Source organism: Salmonella sp. 3C (assembly GCF_025426275.1).
GTDB classification, from domain to species: domain Bacteria; phylum Pseudomonadota; class Gammaproteobacteria; order Enterobacterales; family Enterobacteriaceae; genus Salmonella; species Salmonella enterica.
In genome coordinates this window covers 2,192,508-2,208,782 of record NZ_CP104858.1, presented here as the reverse complement: position 1 = coordinate 2,208,782, position 16,275 = coordinate 2,192,508, and the positions used below count along the sequence as shown (strand labels likewise).

The following is a 16,275-nucleotide window of genomic DNA, read 5'->3' as shown; positions in this document are numbered from 1 at the left end:
CCCCCACTTCAGGCAGAGTCGATTGCCGGATGGCGGCTCCGCCTTATCTGGCCTGCGCTCCGCGTTTCTCCCCATAATAAATGTCATGCGGCATTTTCTTTCGACACGTCAAAACTGACGATAGCCTGTTTTTCGTCAGGGTTTTGAGCAAAATTCGCCCGTAATATCAGGGAAAGCCCATACTAAAAAAGTGGCATAAAACATGCATACTGAGGGCGACAGCGCGTATGCGCGATTTGATTAACTGGAGCGAAACCGATGAAAAAAGTCGTCACGGTTTGCCCGTATTGCGCATCAGGTTGCAAAATCAATCTGGTGGTCGATAACGGCAAAATCGTCCGGGCTGAGGCGGCGCAGGGGAAAACCAACCAGGGTACCCTGTGTCTGAAGGGCTACTACGGCTGGGATTTTATTAATGATACCCAGATCCTGACCCCGCGCCTGAAAACCCCAATGATCCGTCGCCAGCGTGGCGGCAAACTGGAATCTGTTTCCTGGGATGAAGCGCTCAATTACGTCGCTGAACGTTTGAGCGCCATCAAAGCGAAGTACGGTCCGGATGCAATCCAGACAACCGGCTCCTCTCGCGGTACCGGAAATGAAACCAACTATGTGATGCAAAAATTCGCACGCGCCGTTATTGGTACCAATAACGTTGACTGCTGCGCTCGCGTCTGACACGGCCCATCGGTTGCAGGTCTGCACCAATCGGTCGGTAACGGCGCAATGAGTAATGCTATCAATGAAATTGATAACACTGATTTAGTGTTCGTCTTCGGGTATAACCCGGCAGATTCCCACCCTATCGTGGCGAATCATGTGATTAACGCTAAACGCAACGGGGCGAAAATTATCGTCTGCGATCCGCGCAAAATTGAAACCGCGCGCATTGCCGACATGCATATCGCGTTGAAAAACGGCTCGAATATCGCGCTGCTCAACGCCATGGGGCATGTCATTATTGAAGAAAACCTGTACGACAAAGCGTTTGTCGCCAGCCGTACCGAAGGTTTTGAAGAGTACAGTAAGATTGTCGAAGGCTATACGCCGGAGTCCGTCGAAGAGATCACTGGCGTGAGCGCACAGGAAATTCGTCAGGCGGCGCGGATGTATGCCAGCGCGAAAAGCGCAGCGATCTTGTGGGGTATGGGCGTCACCCAGTTCTATCAGGGTGTGGAAACCGTGCGTTCACTGACCAGCCTCGCGATGCTGACCGGCAACCTCGGCAAGCCAAGCGCGGGCGTTAACCCGGTTCGCGGCCAGAACAACGTTCAGGGCGCGTGCGATATGGGCGCGCTCCCGGATACTTATCCAGGCTACCAGTACGTTAAGTTCCCGGAAAACCGCGAGAAGTTCGCTAAAGCCTGGGGCGTAGAAAGTCTGCCTGCGCATACCGGCTATCGCATCAGCGAGCTGCCGCACCGTGCGGCGCATGGCGAAGTGCGCGCGGCGTACATTATGGGTGAAGATCCGCTGCAAACCGATGCGGAACTCTCTGCGGTACGTAAAGCGTTTGAGGATCTGGAACTGGTCATCGTGCAGGATATCTTCATGACCAAAACCGCGTCGGCGGCGGATGTGATTTTACCCTCCACCTCCTGGGGCGAGCATGAAGGCGTCTTCTCTGCGGCTGACCGTGGCTTCCAGCGCTTCTTTAAAGCCGTTGAGCCGAAGTGGGACCTGAAAACCGACTGGCAGATTATCAGTGAAATAGCCACCCGGATGGGCTATCCGATGCACTACAACAACACCCAGGAGATCTGGGATGAGTTGCGTCATCTGTGCCCGGATTTCTACGGTGCCACTTACGAGAAAATGGGCGAGCTGGGCTATATCCAGTGGCCGTGCCGCGACACGTCGGATGCCGATCAGGGAACCTCGTACCTCTTTAAAGAGAAGTTCGATACCCCCAACGGTCTGGCGCAGTTCTTCACCTGCGACTGGGTAGCGCCTATCGATAAACTCACCGAAGAGTACCCGCTGGTACTGTCGACGGTGCGCGAAGTCGGCCACTACTCCTGCCGCTCAATGACCGGTAACTGTGCGGCGCTGGCCGCGCTGGCCGATGAACCGGGCTATGCGCAAATCAATACCGCCGACGCCGCGCGTCTGGGCATTGAAGATGAAGCGCTGGTGTGGGTTCATTCGCGCAAAGGTAAAATCATCACCCGCGCGCAGGTCAGCGATCGCCCGAACAAAGGGGCGATTTACATGACCTACCAGTGGTGGATTGGCGCCTGTAACGAGCTGGTGACTGAAAACCTCAGCCCGATTACCAAAACGCCGGAGTACAAATACTGCGCCGTACGCGTTGAGCCGATCGCCGATCAGCGAGCCGCCGAGCAGTATGTGATTGATGAGTACAACAAGCTGAAAACCCGCCTGCGCGAAAGCGCAATGGGTTGATCTGCCGGATGGCGGCATCAGAATGCTTTATTCGGCCTGCGTCTACTGTAGGCCTGATAAGATGCATTAGCATCGCCATCAGGCATTTTCCCTATAACAGCCTCCGTCCGGAGGCTGTTTTTTTATCCATACGATCTCTTTATACTGTCTTTTCCGTACCCTAAATAAAATTCAAAATGAAACTACTTCTTGCATTGATGTTGTTTATGACATTCTTTGCCCATGCCGCAGATCCTGAGCCGGGTAGCCAGTATTTGCAGGCAGCAGAGGCAGGTGACAGACGCGCACAATATTTTCTGGCCGACAGTTGGTTGAGCTATGGCGATTTGAACAAAGCTGAATACTGGGCGCAAAAAGCCGCCGACAGTGGCGACGCCGACGCCTGCGCGCTACTGGCGCAAATCAAAATCACTAATCCGGTAAGCCTGGATTATCCCGACGCGAAAAAGCTGGCTGAAAAGGCGGCTAACGCGGGCAGTAAAGCGGGCGAAATTACGCTGGCGCGGATCCTGGTCAACACCCAGGCCGGGCGCCCGGACTACCCAAAAGCCATCTCGCTGCTGCAAAAGGCCTCTGAAGATCTGGATAACGACTCCGCGGTGGATGCGCAAATGTTGCTTGGCCTGATTTACGCCAACGGCGTGGGCATTGCCGCCGATGATGAAAAAGCCGCCTGGTATTTCAAACGCAGTTCCGCTATTTCCCGTACCGGCTATTCAGAATACTGGGCGGGAATGATGTTTTTAAACGGAGAACCGGGCTTTATTGAAAAGAACAAGCAAAAGGCGTTGCATTGGTTGAATCTAAGCTGTCTGGAAGGGTTTGATACCGGTTGCGAAGAGTTCGAAACGCTAACAAATGGCTGATGTTTATTGCCGGATGAACGTAGTCGTTGTAGGCCTGATAAGCGTAGCGCCATCAGGCAAACCGGAGCAGGTTGTCGGATGGCAGCGTGAACGCCTTATCCGGCCTACATTCTCTTTCGCTGTAGGCCGGATAAGCAAAGCGCCATCCGGCAATCCGTTATTGGGCGGTCTTATCAAATTTGCCCAGCACGTCGCGCTCGTAGGCCAGCGCTTTTTTGCGGTCAAACTTGTGTTCCCACTTGGCGATCACCAGCACCGCCAGCGCATTCCCCACCACATTTAGCGCAGTACGCGCCATGTCGAGGATACGGTCGACACCAGCGATAAACGCCAGCCCTTCCAGCGGAATGCCCACGCTTCCCAGCGTTGCCAGTAACACCACGAAGGAAACGCCAGGCACGCCGGCAATCCCTTTCGACGTCACCATCAGCGTCAGCACCAGTACAATTTCCTGCCACAACGACAGGTCGATACCGTATAGCTGCGCGATAAAAATGGCGGCGATGCTCTGGTATAACGTGGAGCCGTCGAGGTTAAATGAGTAACCGGTCGGTACCACGAAACTGGTGATAGAGGCTGGCGCGCCGTAAGCTTCCATCTTCTCGATAATGCGCGGCAGTACGCTCTCGGAGCTGGCGGTCGAGTACGCCAGAATCAATTCATCTTTCAGAATGCGAATCAGAATCCAGATACTTAACCCGCACAGGCGCGCCACGATGCCCAGCACCACCAGCGCAAAGAAGATAATGGCAAAGTGTACCAGCAGCACCAGTTTCGCCAGCGGCCACAGCGACGCGAAACCAAAATTCGCCACCGTGACGGCGATCAGCGCAAAAACGCCCACTGGCGCATAGCGCATCACCATATGGGTGACTTTAAACATGGTTTCAGAGATGGAACGAAATACCGTCACCAGCGGTTCGCGGTGCGTTGCCGGCAGGGACGACAACCCCAGCCCAAACAGGACCGAGAAAAAGATAATTGGCAGCATATCCCCTTTGGCCATCGATGCGATGATATTGGTCGGCACCAGCGACAGTATCGTCCCCATCAGCCCATGCGCATGACTTTGTACTTCCGCCGTGGTGTTCTGGTATTTCGAAATATCGACGGTCGCCAGTTGCGACATATCAATGCCTGAGCCTGGCTGAAAGACATTCGCCAGCGTAATGCCGAGGATAATCGCCACCGTGGTGATCAGTTCAAAATAGAGAATGGTTTTGGCGCCGATACGGCCTAGCTGTTTCGCATCGCCAACGCCGGCGATGCCGACAATCAGAGTCGAGATCACGATCGGCACGACGATCATTTTAATCAGATGGATAAAGATATCGCCAGCAGGCGACAGCAGGTTGGCAATCAGCCATTCACGACTGTCACTGTGATAATGCAGATAGCTGCCCAACAGAATGCCCAGCACCATAGCCAGCAAAATTTGCCAGGCCAGGCTGACTTTCAAATTTTTCATAACAACAGACTTCCTCGATGAAGCGTTGCTCTCCGCCGAAAGCATGAGAGCAATACATACTGAAAGGGTATGATTTGTGTTGCGTTGGTTTGTAGAGTTTTTTAACGCGCATAATCAGTATCATTTGCATAGCGTCTTGCGCAACCCTTTCATAACAGGGCTTTTGGCTGTTTTTATGCATAATAACGCGAGTTTATGGCGTTAATGATGAATAACTATTTGTTATGGAAAGTTTTTTACTTCGTCAAAAACGAATAATACACTGAGGTAATTAATTTTTACTTGTGTCTCATTCGCCGTTTTTTTAAACAGCACACATGACAAAAGTCACAAAAAAGAAAAAATTATTTCTGCCGATTTTGTAACAATTTAGCCAAATTAATGGCCTCTACCAGCTGCGCGCGGTTCACTCGCGGCGAGTTGGCATCCAGTAAGGTTTGCCACAGCGACACGGCTTGCGCATAATCCGCCTGCATAAACGCATCCGCCGCCAGCAGCATCTGCGCGGTCACTTCTGTCGCATCCAGCGCTAACGCTTTATTAATCATTTCACGCGTCGCAGGCGTCATATGTTGCCCGGCCTGGTAATACAGCACCGTTGCCAGCGCGGCGAAAAGCTGCGCGTTATCGCCTCGCAGACGCAACGCCTGACGATATGCCAGCAGCGCATTGTCATACGCATTGCGATAGAGATAATACTCGCCCAGCCGTGCCCATTGCTCGCTATCCTGCGGATTGGCGCGGATTTTTTCTTGCAGCCTGGAAAGCTGCGCCTCTGGCGTTTGCGGGTTCGTAAAGTCACGTAGCGGATCGGCCAGACGCTGTTGCTCGCTACGCACAGCCTGCCATTTCGGCGTCAACAGATAGCCGCCGACACAGGCAGCCACCATCAACACCGCCGCAGCCGCCAGATGCTTTACGGGCATGGGACGTAACGGCGCAGTGGAGTGTTCAGACTGGCTCATTGTTCCCCCTCTTCTGCGTGCTGACGCTTTCTCACCCGCCAGACCACCACGCCCACCAGCAATAACAGCAGGCACGGCAGCGCCCACAACAGCAGCGTTTGCTCATTCAACGGCGGGTTGTAGCGTACGAAATCACCATAACGGTCGGTCATCCAGGCGGTGATTTCCGCTTCGCTTTTACCTTCGGCCACCATGCTGTAAACCTGATGGCGCATACTGACCGCCACGGGCGCATTGGATTCCAGCAAATTCTGGTTCTGACACTGCGGACAGCGCAGTTGACTGGCAATAGATAGCGCTTTTTCCTGCTGTTGTGGATTGTCAAAGCGCCAGGTATCCACCACCTGGGCGTGGGTGGTAAAAGGCAGAAAAATCAGAAAAGCCACAAGTAACATCGTCTTGCCGGATGGCGGCGTAAACGCCTTATCCGGCCTACCATGCTTTTCACTCGTAGGCCTGATAAGCGCAGCGCCATCAGGCAATAACTCAGGATGCTTCCTCCCCCGCCATCCGCTCAGCAGCGCTCCACACACCATCAACAATCCCCCACCCCAGATCCAGCGCACGCCGGTCTGCACGTATAAGCGCATGGCGTAACGATCCGGTCCGGTTTTTTCGCCCATCACCGCGTACCAGTCATGTAGCAGGTTCCAGTGAATCCCCGGCTCCATCATCTGTTGACGACGCGCGGCATAGAAGCGCCTTTCAGGCTGCAGGCTGCCAATGAGTTTTTCATTCCGCCACAACGTGATCCGCGCTTTTTCACTGGTGTAGTTGCCTTTGGCTTCCAGATCCAGACGCTCGAAACGAAAGGTATAGCCCGCCAGTACCACCTGCTGGCCGGGGTTGAGGTTAAGGCTGATTTCATGCCGACTACCGCTGGAAACCATGATCCCGGCGGCGAAGATAAATACGCCCGTATGCGCCAGCAATGCCGGAAGCTGACAACGCACAGAGACTTTGCGGCTTCTGATTGTCGCCAGCACGATAACTACCAGCATCAGCAGGCCAAACGGCAGCGTGACGCGATTAAAATAGGGCGCGCCCACCGAAAGCCTTCCCCAGCCCATCAAACCATAAATCATGGGGTAGAGCGTCCCGACCAGCACGATCAACAAGACGGCGCTAAAGAGCAGCAGCGTCGTCAGAATGAGCGTTTCGCACTTTCCGCCGCCCAAACGCGTCGCCGGATACGGCTCCCGTGCCCGCCAGCCGTACAGAGCAAGCGATGCCAGACTTAACGCGGCAAAAAGGATAAACAGCGGCACCGCGCGCACGTTATCCAGCGCAAAAGCATGGACGGAGAGCAGAATGCCGGAACGCACAATCAGCGTTCCCAGCAACGAGAGGATCAGCGTCAGTATCGCCAGCAGCAACGACCAGTGGCGGAAGCTCCCGCGCTGGCGGCTGACATACAGACTGTGCAGCAACGCGCTGGCGGCAAGCCACGGCAACAACGAGGCATTTTCCACCGGGTCCCAGAACCACCAGCCGCCCCAGCCCAGTTCGCAATATGCCCACCACGATCCGAGAATGATCCCCAGCGTCAGAGCGCACCAACCCGGTAACACCCAGCGCCAGCAAACCCAGGCGGTTGCGGCGTTAAAGCCGCCGCACAGTAGCGAAGCCAGCGCTACGCTCGCCGCGGTCATCAGGCCGCCATAACCCAGATAGAGCAGCGGCGGATGTAAGATCAGCCCCAGATGTTGCAGCATGGGATTAAGGTCGCGCCCTTCCATGGCGGGAGGGAAAATACGCAGGAACGGATCGGACCACAGCACAATAAATAGCAGCAGCGAGGCCATAATGAAGGACAAGATGCTCAGGGTCAGCGGAAAAAGCGCGTCAGATTCATGCCGGGAGCGCCAGGCGAATAGCGCCGTCCACCCCGAAAGAAGCAGCGCCCACAGCAGGAGCGAACCTTCATGACCGCCCCATACCGCCGCCAGTTTCAGTCCCCATGACAACTGACTATGGCTATGCTGCGCAACATAAACGACCGAAAAATCGCTGGTCAGAAAACAGCTAACCAGAATCGCAAACGCCAGTAGCAGCAGCGTGAACGCCGTCCACGCGCCGCAGGTCGTCAGGCGCATGACGCCGCGCCAGTGCTGCCCCATCCCGCACCACGTCGCCAGCGGGGTCAACACGTTGACCCCGAGACTCAACAACAGCGCCAGAAATCCGGCTTCAGGAAGGAAGATGTCCAGATTATGCAACCGTTAGCTGTCCCGCATAAAGAATGAAAAAGCGCAGCAACAGCACGCCGGTCAAACTGGCGCCGCAAACGGCCAGCACGCCGTGAAACGTGACGCTACGATTTGCCCAGGGTTTCAGCAGCAGCGGGATAATCAATCCCAGCCCTACGACGCCAAGCCAGAACCACCAGCTCCAGAATCCGCCGCCCAGCGCCGCCGCCAGCGCGCGCATTTTGCCGTCATCGCCCAGCGCCAGCCCGATAAAAAAGGCCGCCAGCAGGAAGATCTCCAGCCATACCACTGGGGTTTCCATGCGATGTACAAAGCGCGCCTCGGTGCTGTGCGGGTTGCTACGATGGCGTAACGCCATAGCGATCAGCGCCACCGCCGCGCCGGAGGAGATGCCGGAGAACAGGAACAGCGCCGGCAGGATCGGGTTATTCAGGAACGGATAGGATTTCAGCGCCGACAGCAGAAAGCCGGTGTACGCCCCGAGCAGGACCGCCAGCACCAGCATTAACGTCTCCAGCGCGCGATGAAACGGCGTTATTAGCGCCAACACTTTCTGCACGATCTCTAACCGCGGCAGCCAACGCTGCTGCAGGGCAATCACCTCTTTTTCAAAGATTTTCGCCAGCCACAGCACCAGCACTACCATGTACAACTGGAACAGCATCACCCCCATCGACATCACCGAGGTAAAGCTGTAGTGGAACATCAGCTTCCAGAAGGTCCACGGGCGCGTCAGGTGAAAGACCAGAATCAGCAGACCGAAGATAATCGCCCCCGGCCCTAACACCAGCGTAGTGCGCAGCAGCGTGCTGTCCGAACCGCCCGCCTCCGGATGGAAGCGGCGCAGCAGAATCGCCAACGTAACCAGTCCGGCGGAGATGCCAATCAGAAACAGATAGATGGCGATGGGCCAGTCCCACACCAGTGATGCAAAATGAAATGCAGAAGCGGATGTCATTGGCTCACCTCCCCATAGTTAAAGGGAACGCGGTAGACCTTCGGTTTTGTGCCCAGCGCCAGCTTGTAACGATAGGTGGTTTTCTGCCGCAACAAACGGGAAATATCGCTGTTGGGATCGTCCAGATTACCAAACGTCAGCGCCTTCGTCGGGCATGACTCAACGCAGGCGGGCTGTTTGCCCGCTTTCAGGTTGGTTTTCCGGCAGAAATCGCATTTATCCGCCGTCTTACTGACCGGATGGATAAAGCGCACGCGGTAGGGACACGCGGCAATGCAGTACTGGCAGCCGACGCAAAGGTCCGGGTTCACGTCGACAATACCGCTGGCGGCATCGCGGAATGATGCGCCGGTCGGGCAGACGTCAACGCAGGGGGCATGGTCGCAATGCTGGCACGAGTGGCGGAAGAAGCGATATTTCACATCAGGAAACGTCCCCTGCGGCTCGCTGCGAATAATCGTCAGGCGCGATACGCCTTCCGGCACGTTGTTGACTTCCCGACAGGCATCCATGCAGGCCGTGCAGCCGATGCATAATGACTCATCGTGTACCATGCCATAACGCACGCCGTTAATATTCAACGTGTTCGCTACAACGCGTCCTGCCATCCCACTGACCACCGCCAGCGCGCCGACGCGGGTAATAAATTGACGTCGGGTGCAACTCATGGCTGCTCCTTAAGCAACGGAACGGACGCCGGGTTAAAGTGCGGGTTAGTACGCTGATCGCTGTGGCAATCCACGCATATTTTGATCCGCCCTTTCTCGCTTAGCGTCTGCATCGTGTCTTGCTGCGGATGCAGGGAATGGCAACTGGCGCAGGTCACTTTAGTAACATGAACATCGTGCGGCCAGAACGCTTTTTGCAGTTGTTCAGGCAAGTGGCAAGACATACAGACGCTGTTCTGTTGCTCTACCGTATACATCGGGTCGTTAAAACGCATCACATCTTTCACCCCTTCACGGTGGTGAAGCGACGGTTGACCGTGGCAGTTGGTACAGGTTATCGGCAATTTATTGTTCGGGTTGATAGCGCCCGTATGTTTACCGTGCATACCTTCGGTGTCCGGCTTGTGACAGTCCAGACAGGCAGCATCCGGATTACGCTGCTGGGTGACCGTCCAGCGTTGATCCGACTCCTGCGGCGTTGGCGTGGCAGTAATTCCACTCAGGCTCCAGAACAGGCCTGACGCCAGCACCCCAGCAGTTAATAACGAACGTAATACGCTCATATTCACTCCATTACATAATGCCTGATGGCGCGCAGCTTTAAGGCCTACAAGACTTCTGTAGGCCGGATAAAGCGCTTGCGCTGTCATCCGGCAAATTTGTCACATGTGAGGTTATTGGCTTAACAGACCGTTTTTACGCGCCTGATCTTCCCACTGCGGTACGACCGTTTTCAGGAAGTCCTGCTTCTCCGCGTTGATTTGTTGCATATTCAAACCAATCGCTTTCTGCGCCTTCTCTTTCGTCGAAATATCCGGCAGCGGAATTTCATGGGTAATGCCTTTGGTCGCCAGCAGTCGCGCCAGTTTAGTACGGGCATCCGCGGCTTTATCCATCGCACTGCCTAACATCCGTAGACCTTCTTCCGGGGCATGCATATGAATACCGTGTGACGCAATCGCCAGATCCCAACGCCACTGCGCGTGGCGAATATCGTTCAGAATCGGTTTCATTTCCGCGTCTGTCGCCCCCGCATCCCATGCGGCTTTCGCTTCGAAGTGCGCATGTACCAGCTGATCTTCAACCTTGATTTTCAGGTCATGAATCGCCTGTTTACGCTCGGCGACCACTTTTTGCAGGGACGCTTTGTCCTGGGTGTGGCAGTTGGCGCAGGTTTGCGCGAAATTGTCGAACGGGTTGCCGATTTTATGGTCGGTGTAGAGCTTGCCTTCGGCGTTCTGTACTTTCGGCATGTGACAGTCGATACAGGTCACGTTGTTCTTACCGTGAATGCCCGCGCTCCAGGTTTCATATTCCGGGTGCTGCGCTTTGAGCATTGGCGTTTTCGACAGCGAGTTAGTCCAGTCAGAGAAAGCGATGGCGTCGTAGTATTGCTCCATATTTTCGACCTTCATGCCTTCGTCCCACGGAAATTTAACGGCTTTGTTTTTACCGTCAAAGTAGTACTCCACGTGGCACTGACCGCAGACCATCGATTGCTGATCAAATCGTCCCGCTTTATCAAACGGTTTGCCGATAGCCTCCATCGCCCGTTCGGCATAGGGGCGCGACAACGTTAACGCTGGCTTCCCCTGGGCGAAATCGTCCGACGCGGTGTTATGACAGTCGGCACAGCCCAAATCGTTGACAATTTCCGGGCCGCCGCGCGCCCATTTGCCATGGAAGTAGCCGTCTTCGCCTTCTTGTTGGATAAGGCGCGCGACATCAGGGCTTTTACAACTCCAGCAGGCCATCGGCAGCGGGCCGTCTTCCGCCGTTTTTGGCGCGCCGGTACGCAGCGTTTCGCGCACGTCAGTTACCGCATACGCGTGGCCGCGTGGTTTGTTGTAGTCACGGGAGAAGGGATAGCCCGCCCACAGGATCACCAGACGAGGGTCTTCCGCCAGCGCATCTTCACGGGCAGACTGTTCTGACGTCGCTTTCCATGACTGATATTGGTCGGGGTGTTGAGGCGCGAACGTTTCATTTTTCGCTTCAACAGTAACGGTTTTTGCGGATTCAGGCGTTTGCTCAGCGTAAACAGAGGTAATGAAGAAAAAAGGAAATATAAGGCTGAAGAAACGGCGTGCGCGTAGTGTTTTCCTTGCCATAGAGGTCTCATCCAGATTGCGCCATTATCTTTAATGGCGATTTTTTATCGTTTTCCATAACAGCAACCGCACAAATACTGTTATTACATTGCTCTCCTCTATGTGTAACAAATAACCACACTTAAAATGTTGTCTTTAATCAATTGTAAGTGTATGTAAAATACCACTTTAGAGTTAGTAACCTGGACAAAACTCCCTCTCTTTTCTGATTTCCGGACACGGATCACTTTTTTTAAAAATTTCATATAACGTCATGTTATCCCGAAAATTTATCTAATTTTGCGGGACACAATCAAAAAATAGATTGCTGCTTATTTGCACAGTTCCCTTTTTGCGTGATCTGTCGCCCAAATACTAAACAAAACTTATTAAGACCCTACATTTAACGTTTATGCGACATATTATTAACATCCTACAAGGAGAACAACAGCATGAGCCAAACACATAAACACGCCATTCCCGCCAACATTGCGGATCGTTGCCTGATAAATCCAGAGCAGTATGAGACTAAATATAAACAGTCTATTAACGACCCCGATACGTTTTGGGGCGAACAGGGAAAAATTCTCGATTGGATCACGCCGTACCAAAAAGTGAAAAACACCTCCTTTGCGCCAGGCAATGTGTCGATTAAATGGTACGAGGACGGCACGCTGAATCTGGCGGCGAACTGTCTTGACCGCCATTTGCAGGAAAATGGCGATCGCACCGCCATTATCTGGGAAGGCGATGACGCGTCGCAGAGTAAACATATCTCTTATCGCGAACTGCATCGCGATGTCTGCCGTTTCGCGAATACACTGCTGGATCTGGGCATTAAAAAAGGCGATGTGGTAGCGATTTATATGCCGATGGTGCCGGAAGCGGCGATGGCAATGTTGGCCTGCGCCCGCATCGGTGCGGTGCATTCGGTGATCTTCGGGGGCTTCTCGCCGGAAGCCGTCGCCGGACGCATTATCGACTCCAGCTCGCGGCTGGTGATCACCGCTGACGAAGGTGTACGTGCCGGACGCAGTATCCCGCTGAAAAAGAATGTCGATGACGCGCTGAAAAACCCGAATGTCACTAGCGTTGAGCATGTGATCGTCCTGAAGCGCACCGGCAGCGACATTGACTGGCAAGAAGGCCGCGACCTGTGGTGGCGCGATTTGATTGAAAAAGCCAGCCCTGAGCACCAGCCTGAAGCGATGAATGCCGAAGATCCGCTGTTTATCCTTTATACCTCCGGCTCCACCGGCAAGCCGAAAGGCGTGCTGCACACCACCGGCGGCTATCTGGTCTACGCCGCGACCACCTTTAAGTATGTCTTTGATTATCACCCTGGCGATATTTACTGGTGTACCGCCGATGTGGGTTGGGTGACGGGGCACAGCTATCTGTTGTATGGCCCGCTGGCCTGCGGCGCGACCACCTTAATGTTTGAAGGCGTGCCGAATTGGCCAACGCCCGCTCGCATGTGCCAGGTGGTCGACAAACACCAGGTCAACATTCTCTATACCGCCCCGACGGCCATCCGCGCGCTGATGGCGGAAGGCGATAAAGCCATTGAAGGCACCGACCGTTCTTCACTGCGCATTCTGGGTTCCGTCGGCGAGCCGATCAATCCCGAAGCGTGGGAATGGTACTGGAAGAAGATCGGCAAGGAAAAATGTCCGGTCGTCGACACCTGGTGGCAGACTGAAACAGGCGGTTTTATGATCACTCCGCTACCGGGCGCTATCGAACTGAAAGCCGGTTCCGCCACCCGTCCTTTCTTTGGCGTACAGCCTGCGCTGGTGGATAACGAAGGCCATCCGCAAGAAGGCGCGACGGAAGGCAATCTGGTCATCACCGATTCCTGGCCGGGCCAGGCGCGCACTCTGTTCGGCGATCATGAACGTTTTGAGCAGACCTATTTCTCTACCTTTAAGAATATGTATTTCAGCGGCGACGGCGCGCGTCGCGATGAGGACGGCTATTACTGGATCACCGGTCGCGTGGATGACGTGTTAAACGTCTCCGGCCACCGTCTGGGTACGGCGGAAATCGAATCGGCGCTGGTGGCGCATCCGAAGATCGCCGAAGCGGCGGTGGTGGGTATTCCACACGCTATCAAAGGCCAGGCGATTTACGCTTATGTGACGCTCAACCACGGCGAGGAGCCGTCGCCAGAACTGTACGCGGAGGTGCGCAACTGGGTACGTAAAGAGATTGGCCCGCTGGCGACGCCGGACGTGCTGCACTGGACCGACTCACTGCCAAAAACCCGTTCCGGCAAAATTATGCGCCGTATTTTGCGCAAAATCGCGGCGGGCGATACCAGCAATCTGGGCGATACCTCGACTCTCGCCGATCCTGGCGTGGTGGAGAAACTGCTCGAAGAGAAGCAGGCCATCGCGATGCCGTCATAACCATAAATGCCGGATGGCAACGCGAAAGCGTTTTATCCGGCCTACGACCCTACCCCTGCCCTCTCTCAAACCGGGAGAGGGAAATATAAAAAACCCTCCCCCAAAGGATTTCGTGTTACAGGAAGGCGGCAAGCGAGCACACCCTCAGCAGCATAGTTCACTATGTGGCTGGGGCGCGCGAGTGCGGCCAACGCGCCTGTAGCGCGAAAGACGCAGGGGGACCTCTGGAGAGCTCTGTGATGAATGACCAAATTTATCAGCGGATAGAAGACAGTGCGCGTTTCAGGGAATTAGTTGAAAAACGGCAACGGTTTGCCACGATTCTGTCGGTTATCATGCTGGCGGTTTATATCAGCTTTATTTTACTGATCGCCTTCGCGCCTGGCTGGCTGGGCACGCCTCTACATGCGGGAACCAGCGTCACCCGAGGAATTCCCATTGGCGTCGGGGTGATTGTGATTTCTTTTGTGTTGACCGGAATTTATATCTGGCGGGCGAACGGCGAATTCGATCGTCTTAATAACGCCGTACTGCATGAGGTGAAAGCATTATGAAGAGAGTTCTGACGGCGCTTGCCGCCGCACTCCCCTTCGCCGCTCATGCGGCGGATGCCATTAGCGGCGCGGTTGAACGCCAGCCCACCAACTGGCAGGCGATTATCATGTTTTTGATTTTCGTCGTTTTTACGCTCGGTATTACCTACTGGGCCTCTAAACGCGTACGTTCCCGTAGCGACTACTACACGGCTGGCGGCAATATCACCGGGTTCCAGAACGGCCTGGCGATTGCCGGCGACTATATGTCCGCCGCGTCATTTCTCGGCATTTCCGCTCTGGTGTTTACCTCCGGTTATGACGGGCTGATCTATTCGCTGGGCTTCCTTGTCGGCTGGCCAATCATCCTGTTTTTGATTGCCGAGCGCCTGCGTAATCTGGGACGTTATACTTTTGCTGACGTTGCCTCTTATCGCCTGAAACAGGGGCCAATCCGTATTCTTTCGGCCTGTGGCTCCCTGGTAGTGGTGGCGCTTTATCTCATCGCCCAAATGGTCGGCGCCGGTAAACTGATTGAACTGCTGTTCGGCCTCAACTATCACATCGCTGTGGTGCTGGTCGGCGTGCTGATGATGATGTACGTGCTGTTCGGCGGGATGCTGGCGACAACGTGGGTGCAAATTATCAAAGCCGTCCTGTTGCTGTTTGGCGCCAGTTTTATGGCCTTTATGGTGATGAAACACGTCGGCTTTAGCTTCAATAATCTGTTTACCGAAGCCATGGCGGTACACCCGAAAGGCACGGCGATTATGAGCCCAGGAGGATTGGTGCAAGATCCGATTTCGGCATTGTCGTTGGGTCTGGGACTGATGTTCGGCACCGCCGGTTTGCCGCATATTCTGATGCGTTTCTTTACGGTCAGCGATGCCCGCGAAGCGCGCAAGAGCGTGTTCTACGCCACCGGTTTTATGGGCTATTTCTACATTCTGACCTTTATTATCGGCTTCGGCGCTATCATGCTGGTGGGGGCGAATCCAGCCTATAAAGATGCCGCGGGCGCGCTGATTGGCGGCAATAACATGGCGGCGGTGCATCTGGCCAACGCGGTAGGCGGCAACCTGTTCCTCGGCTTTATTTCGGCAGTGGCGTTTGCCACCATTCTGGCGGTGGTCGCCGGTCTGACGCTGGCGGGCGCATCGGCGGTGTCGCATGATTTGTACGCTAACGTGTTCCGCAAAGGCGCAACCGAACGTGAAGAGCTGAAGGTGTCGAAAATCACCGTCCTGGTGCTGGGCGTGATCGCCATTATCCTCGGCGTCCTGTTTGAAAATCAAAACATCGCCTTTATGGTGGGCCTGGCGTTTGCTATCGCCGCGAGCTGCAACTTCCCCATCATTCTGCTTTCCATGTACTGGTCAAAACTGACCACGCGCGGCGCTATGCTGGGCGGCTGGTTAGGTTTACTGACAGCGGTGGTGCTGATGATTCTTGGCCCTACCATTTGGGTGCAGATCCTCGGCCATGAAAAAGCGATCTTCCCGTATGAGTATCCGGCGCTGTTCTCTATCAGCGTGGCGTTCCTGGGGATCTGGTTTTTCTCGGCCACCGATAACTCGGCAGAAGGCAACCGTGAACGTGAGCAGTTCCGCGCTCAGTTTATTCGCTCCCAAACGGGATTCGGCGTAGAACAAGGGCGTGCGCATTAATCTTACCGTTTCCTCCGGCCCCGTGGGTCGGAG

12 protein-coding genes are annotated in these 16,275 nt (G+C 54.8%); 5 read left to right on the top strand and 7 right to left on the bottom strand.

Translation table 11 applies throughout. The features are described 5' to 3' along the window. Positions 1-258 precede the first annotated feature (258 nt). Both N7E69_RS10395 and yjcO read left to right on the top strand, forming a co-directional pair. Positions 259-2,406, top strand: coding sequence for a formate dehydrogenase H subunit alpha, selenocysteine-containing (locus tag N7E69_RS10395; RefSeq protein WP_001575298.1), 2,148 nt, complete (start codon positions 259-261; stop codon positions 2,404-2,406). A 176-nt stretch (positions 2,407-2,582) separates the two neighbouring features. After that, the gene (yjcO, locus tag N7E69_RS10390; RefSeq protein WP_000771454.1) at positions 2,583-3,272 is read left to right on the top strand and encodes a Sel1 family TPR-like repeat protein YjcO; all 690 of its coding nucleotides are present in this window, start codon (positions 2,583-2,585) and stop codon (positions 3,270-3,272) included. 157 nt (positions 3,273-3,429) lie between these two features. Here the strand turns inward: yjcO and gltP are convergent, their stop codons facing one another. The 7 genes from gltP to nrfA all read right to left on the bottom strand — a co-directional run bounded on the left by gltP (position 3,430) and on the right by nrfA (position 11,652). Then, positions 3,430-4,740 (bottom strand): glutamate/aspartate:proton symporter GltP, encoded by a 1,311-nt coding sequence (gene gltP / locus N7E69_RS10385; RefSeq protein ID WP_000793278.1) that lies wholly within the window; start codon positions 4,738-4,740, stop codon positions 3,430-3,432. A 344-nt stretch (positions 4,741-5,084) separates the two neighbouring features. Further along, a complete protein-coding gene (nrfG, locus tag N7E69_RS10380) occupies positions 5,085-5,705 on the bottom strand; it encodes a heme lyase NrfEFG subunit NrfG (RefSeq protein ID WP_000083223.1) in 621 nt (206 codons plus the stop codon). Beyond that, positions 5,702-7,924, bottom strand: a complete 2,223-nt coding sequence (gene nrfEF, locus N7E69_RS10375) for a heme lyase NrfEFG subunit NrfEF (protein WP_000551708.1) — start codon at positions 7,922-7,924, stop codon at positions 5,702-5,704. The genes nrfG and nrfEF overlap by 4 nt, the downstream gene beginning before the upstream one ends. Beyond that, entirely contained in the window at positions 7,917-8,873 is a 957-nt protein-coding gene (nrfD, locus tag N7E69_RS10370) for a cytochrome c nitrite reductase subunit NrfD (protein ID WP_000199624.1), read from the bottom strand. The genes nrfEF and nrfD overlap by 8 nt, the downstream gene beginning before the upstream one ends. Further along, on the bottom strand, positions 8,870-9,541 hold the full coding sequence (nrfC, locus tag N7E69_RS10365; protein WP_001278035.1) for a cytochrome c nitrite reductase Fe-S protein: 672 nt from the start codon (positions 9,539-9,541) through the stop codon (positions 8,870-8,872). Before nrfC ends, nrfD begins: the two co-directional genes overlap by 4 nt. Further along, positions 9,538-10,104 carry a cytochrome c nitrite reductase pentaheme subunit gene (gene nrfB, locus N7E69_RS10360; protein ID WP_000115065.1) on the bottom strand — a complete coding sequence of 189 codons (567 nt, stop codon included), beginning with the start codon at positions 10,102-10,104 and terminating at the stop codon, positions 9,538-9,540. The genes nrfC and nrfB overlap by 4 nt, the downstream gene beginning before the upstream one ends. Positions 10,105-10,215: 111 nt before the next feature. Continuing rightward, positions 10,216-11,652 (bottom strand): ammonia-forming nitrite reductase cytochrome c552 subunit, encoded by a 1,437-nt coding sequence (gene nrfA / locus N7E69_RS10355; protein WP_000101775.1) that lies wholly within the window; start codon positions 11,650-11,652, stop codon positions 10,216-10,218. Positions 11,653-12,083: 431 nt separating this feature from the next. On the opposite strand from nrfA, the gene acs reads away from it, so the two are divergent. The 3 genes from acs (at position 12,084) to actP (ending at position 16,242) form a co-directional block, all read left to right on the top strand. After that, on the top strand, positions 12,084-14,042 hold the full coding sequence (acs, locus tag N7E69_RS10350) for an acetate--CoA ligase (protein WP_000083868.1): 1,959 nt from the start codon (positions 12,084-12,086) through the stop codon (positions 14,040-14,042). A 239-nt stretch (positions 14,043-14,281) separates the two neighbouring features. Then, positions 14,282-14,596 (top strand): DUF485 domain-containing protein, encoded by a 315-nt coding sequence (locus N7E69_RS10345; RefSeq protein ID WP_000999620.1) that lies wholly within the window; start codon positions 14,282-14,284, stop codon positions 14,594-14,596. Continuing rightward, complete coding sequence (gene actP, locus N7E69_RS10340) at positions 14,593-16,242, top strand: cation/acetate symporter ActP (protein ID WP_000832535.1); 1,650 nt, start codon at positions 14,593-14,595, stop codon at positions 16,240-16,242. The genes N7E69_RS10345 and actP overlap by 4 nt, the downstream gene beginning before the upstream one ends. The last annotated feature ends 33 nt before the right edge of the window (positions 16,243-16,275 follow it).

What these genes read in the sequence shown, in the direction of transcription:
- acs (WP_000083868.1), top strand. Translation starts at nt 12,084, where the DNA reads ATGAGCCAAACACATAAACACGCCATTCCCGCCAACATTGCGGATCGT.
- gltP (WP_000793278.1), bottom strand. Translation starts at nt 4,740, where the DNA reads ATGAAAAATTTGAAAGTCAGCCTGGCCTGGCAAATTTTGCTGGCTATG.
- nrfG (WP_000083223.1), bottom strand. Translation starts at nt 5,705, where the DNA reads ATGAGCCAGTCTGAACACTCCACTGCGCCGTTACGTCCCATGCCCGTA.
- nrfA (WP_000101775.1), bottom strand. Translation starts at nt 11,652, where the DNA reads ATGGCAAGGAAAACACTACGCGCACGCCGTTTCTTCAGCCTTATATTT.
- yjcO (WP_000771454.1), top strand. Translation starts at nt 2,583, where the DNA reads ATGAAACTACTTCTTGCATTGATGTTGTTTATGACATTCTTTGCCCAT.
- nrfB (WP_000115065.1), bottom strand. Translation starts at nt 10,104, where the DNA reads ATGAGCGTATTACGTTCGTTATTAACTGCTGGGGTGCTGGCGTCAGGC.
- nrfC (WP_001278035.1), bottom strand. Translation starts at nt 9,541, where the DNA reads ATGAGTTGCACCCGACGTCAATTTATTACCCGCGTCGGCGCGCTGGCG.
- N7E69_RS10345 (WP_000999620.1), top strand. Translation starts at nt 14,282, where the DNA reads ATGAATGACCAAATTTATCAGCGGATAGAAGACAGTGCGCGTTTCAGG.
- actP (WP_000832535.1), top strand. Translation starts at nt 14,593, where the DNA reads ATGAAGAGAGTTCTGACGGCGCTTGCCGCCGCACTCCCCTTCGCCGCT.
- nrfD (WP_000199624.1), bottom strand. Translation starts at nt 8,873, where the DNA reads ATGACATCCGCTTCTGCATTTCATTTTGCATCACTGGTGTGGGACTGG.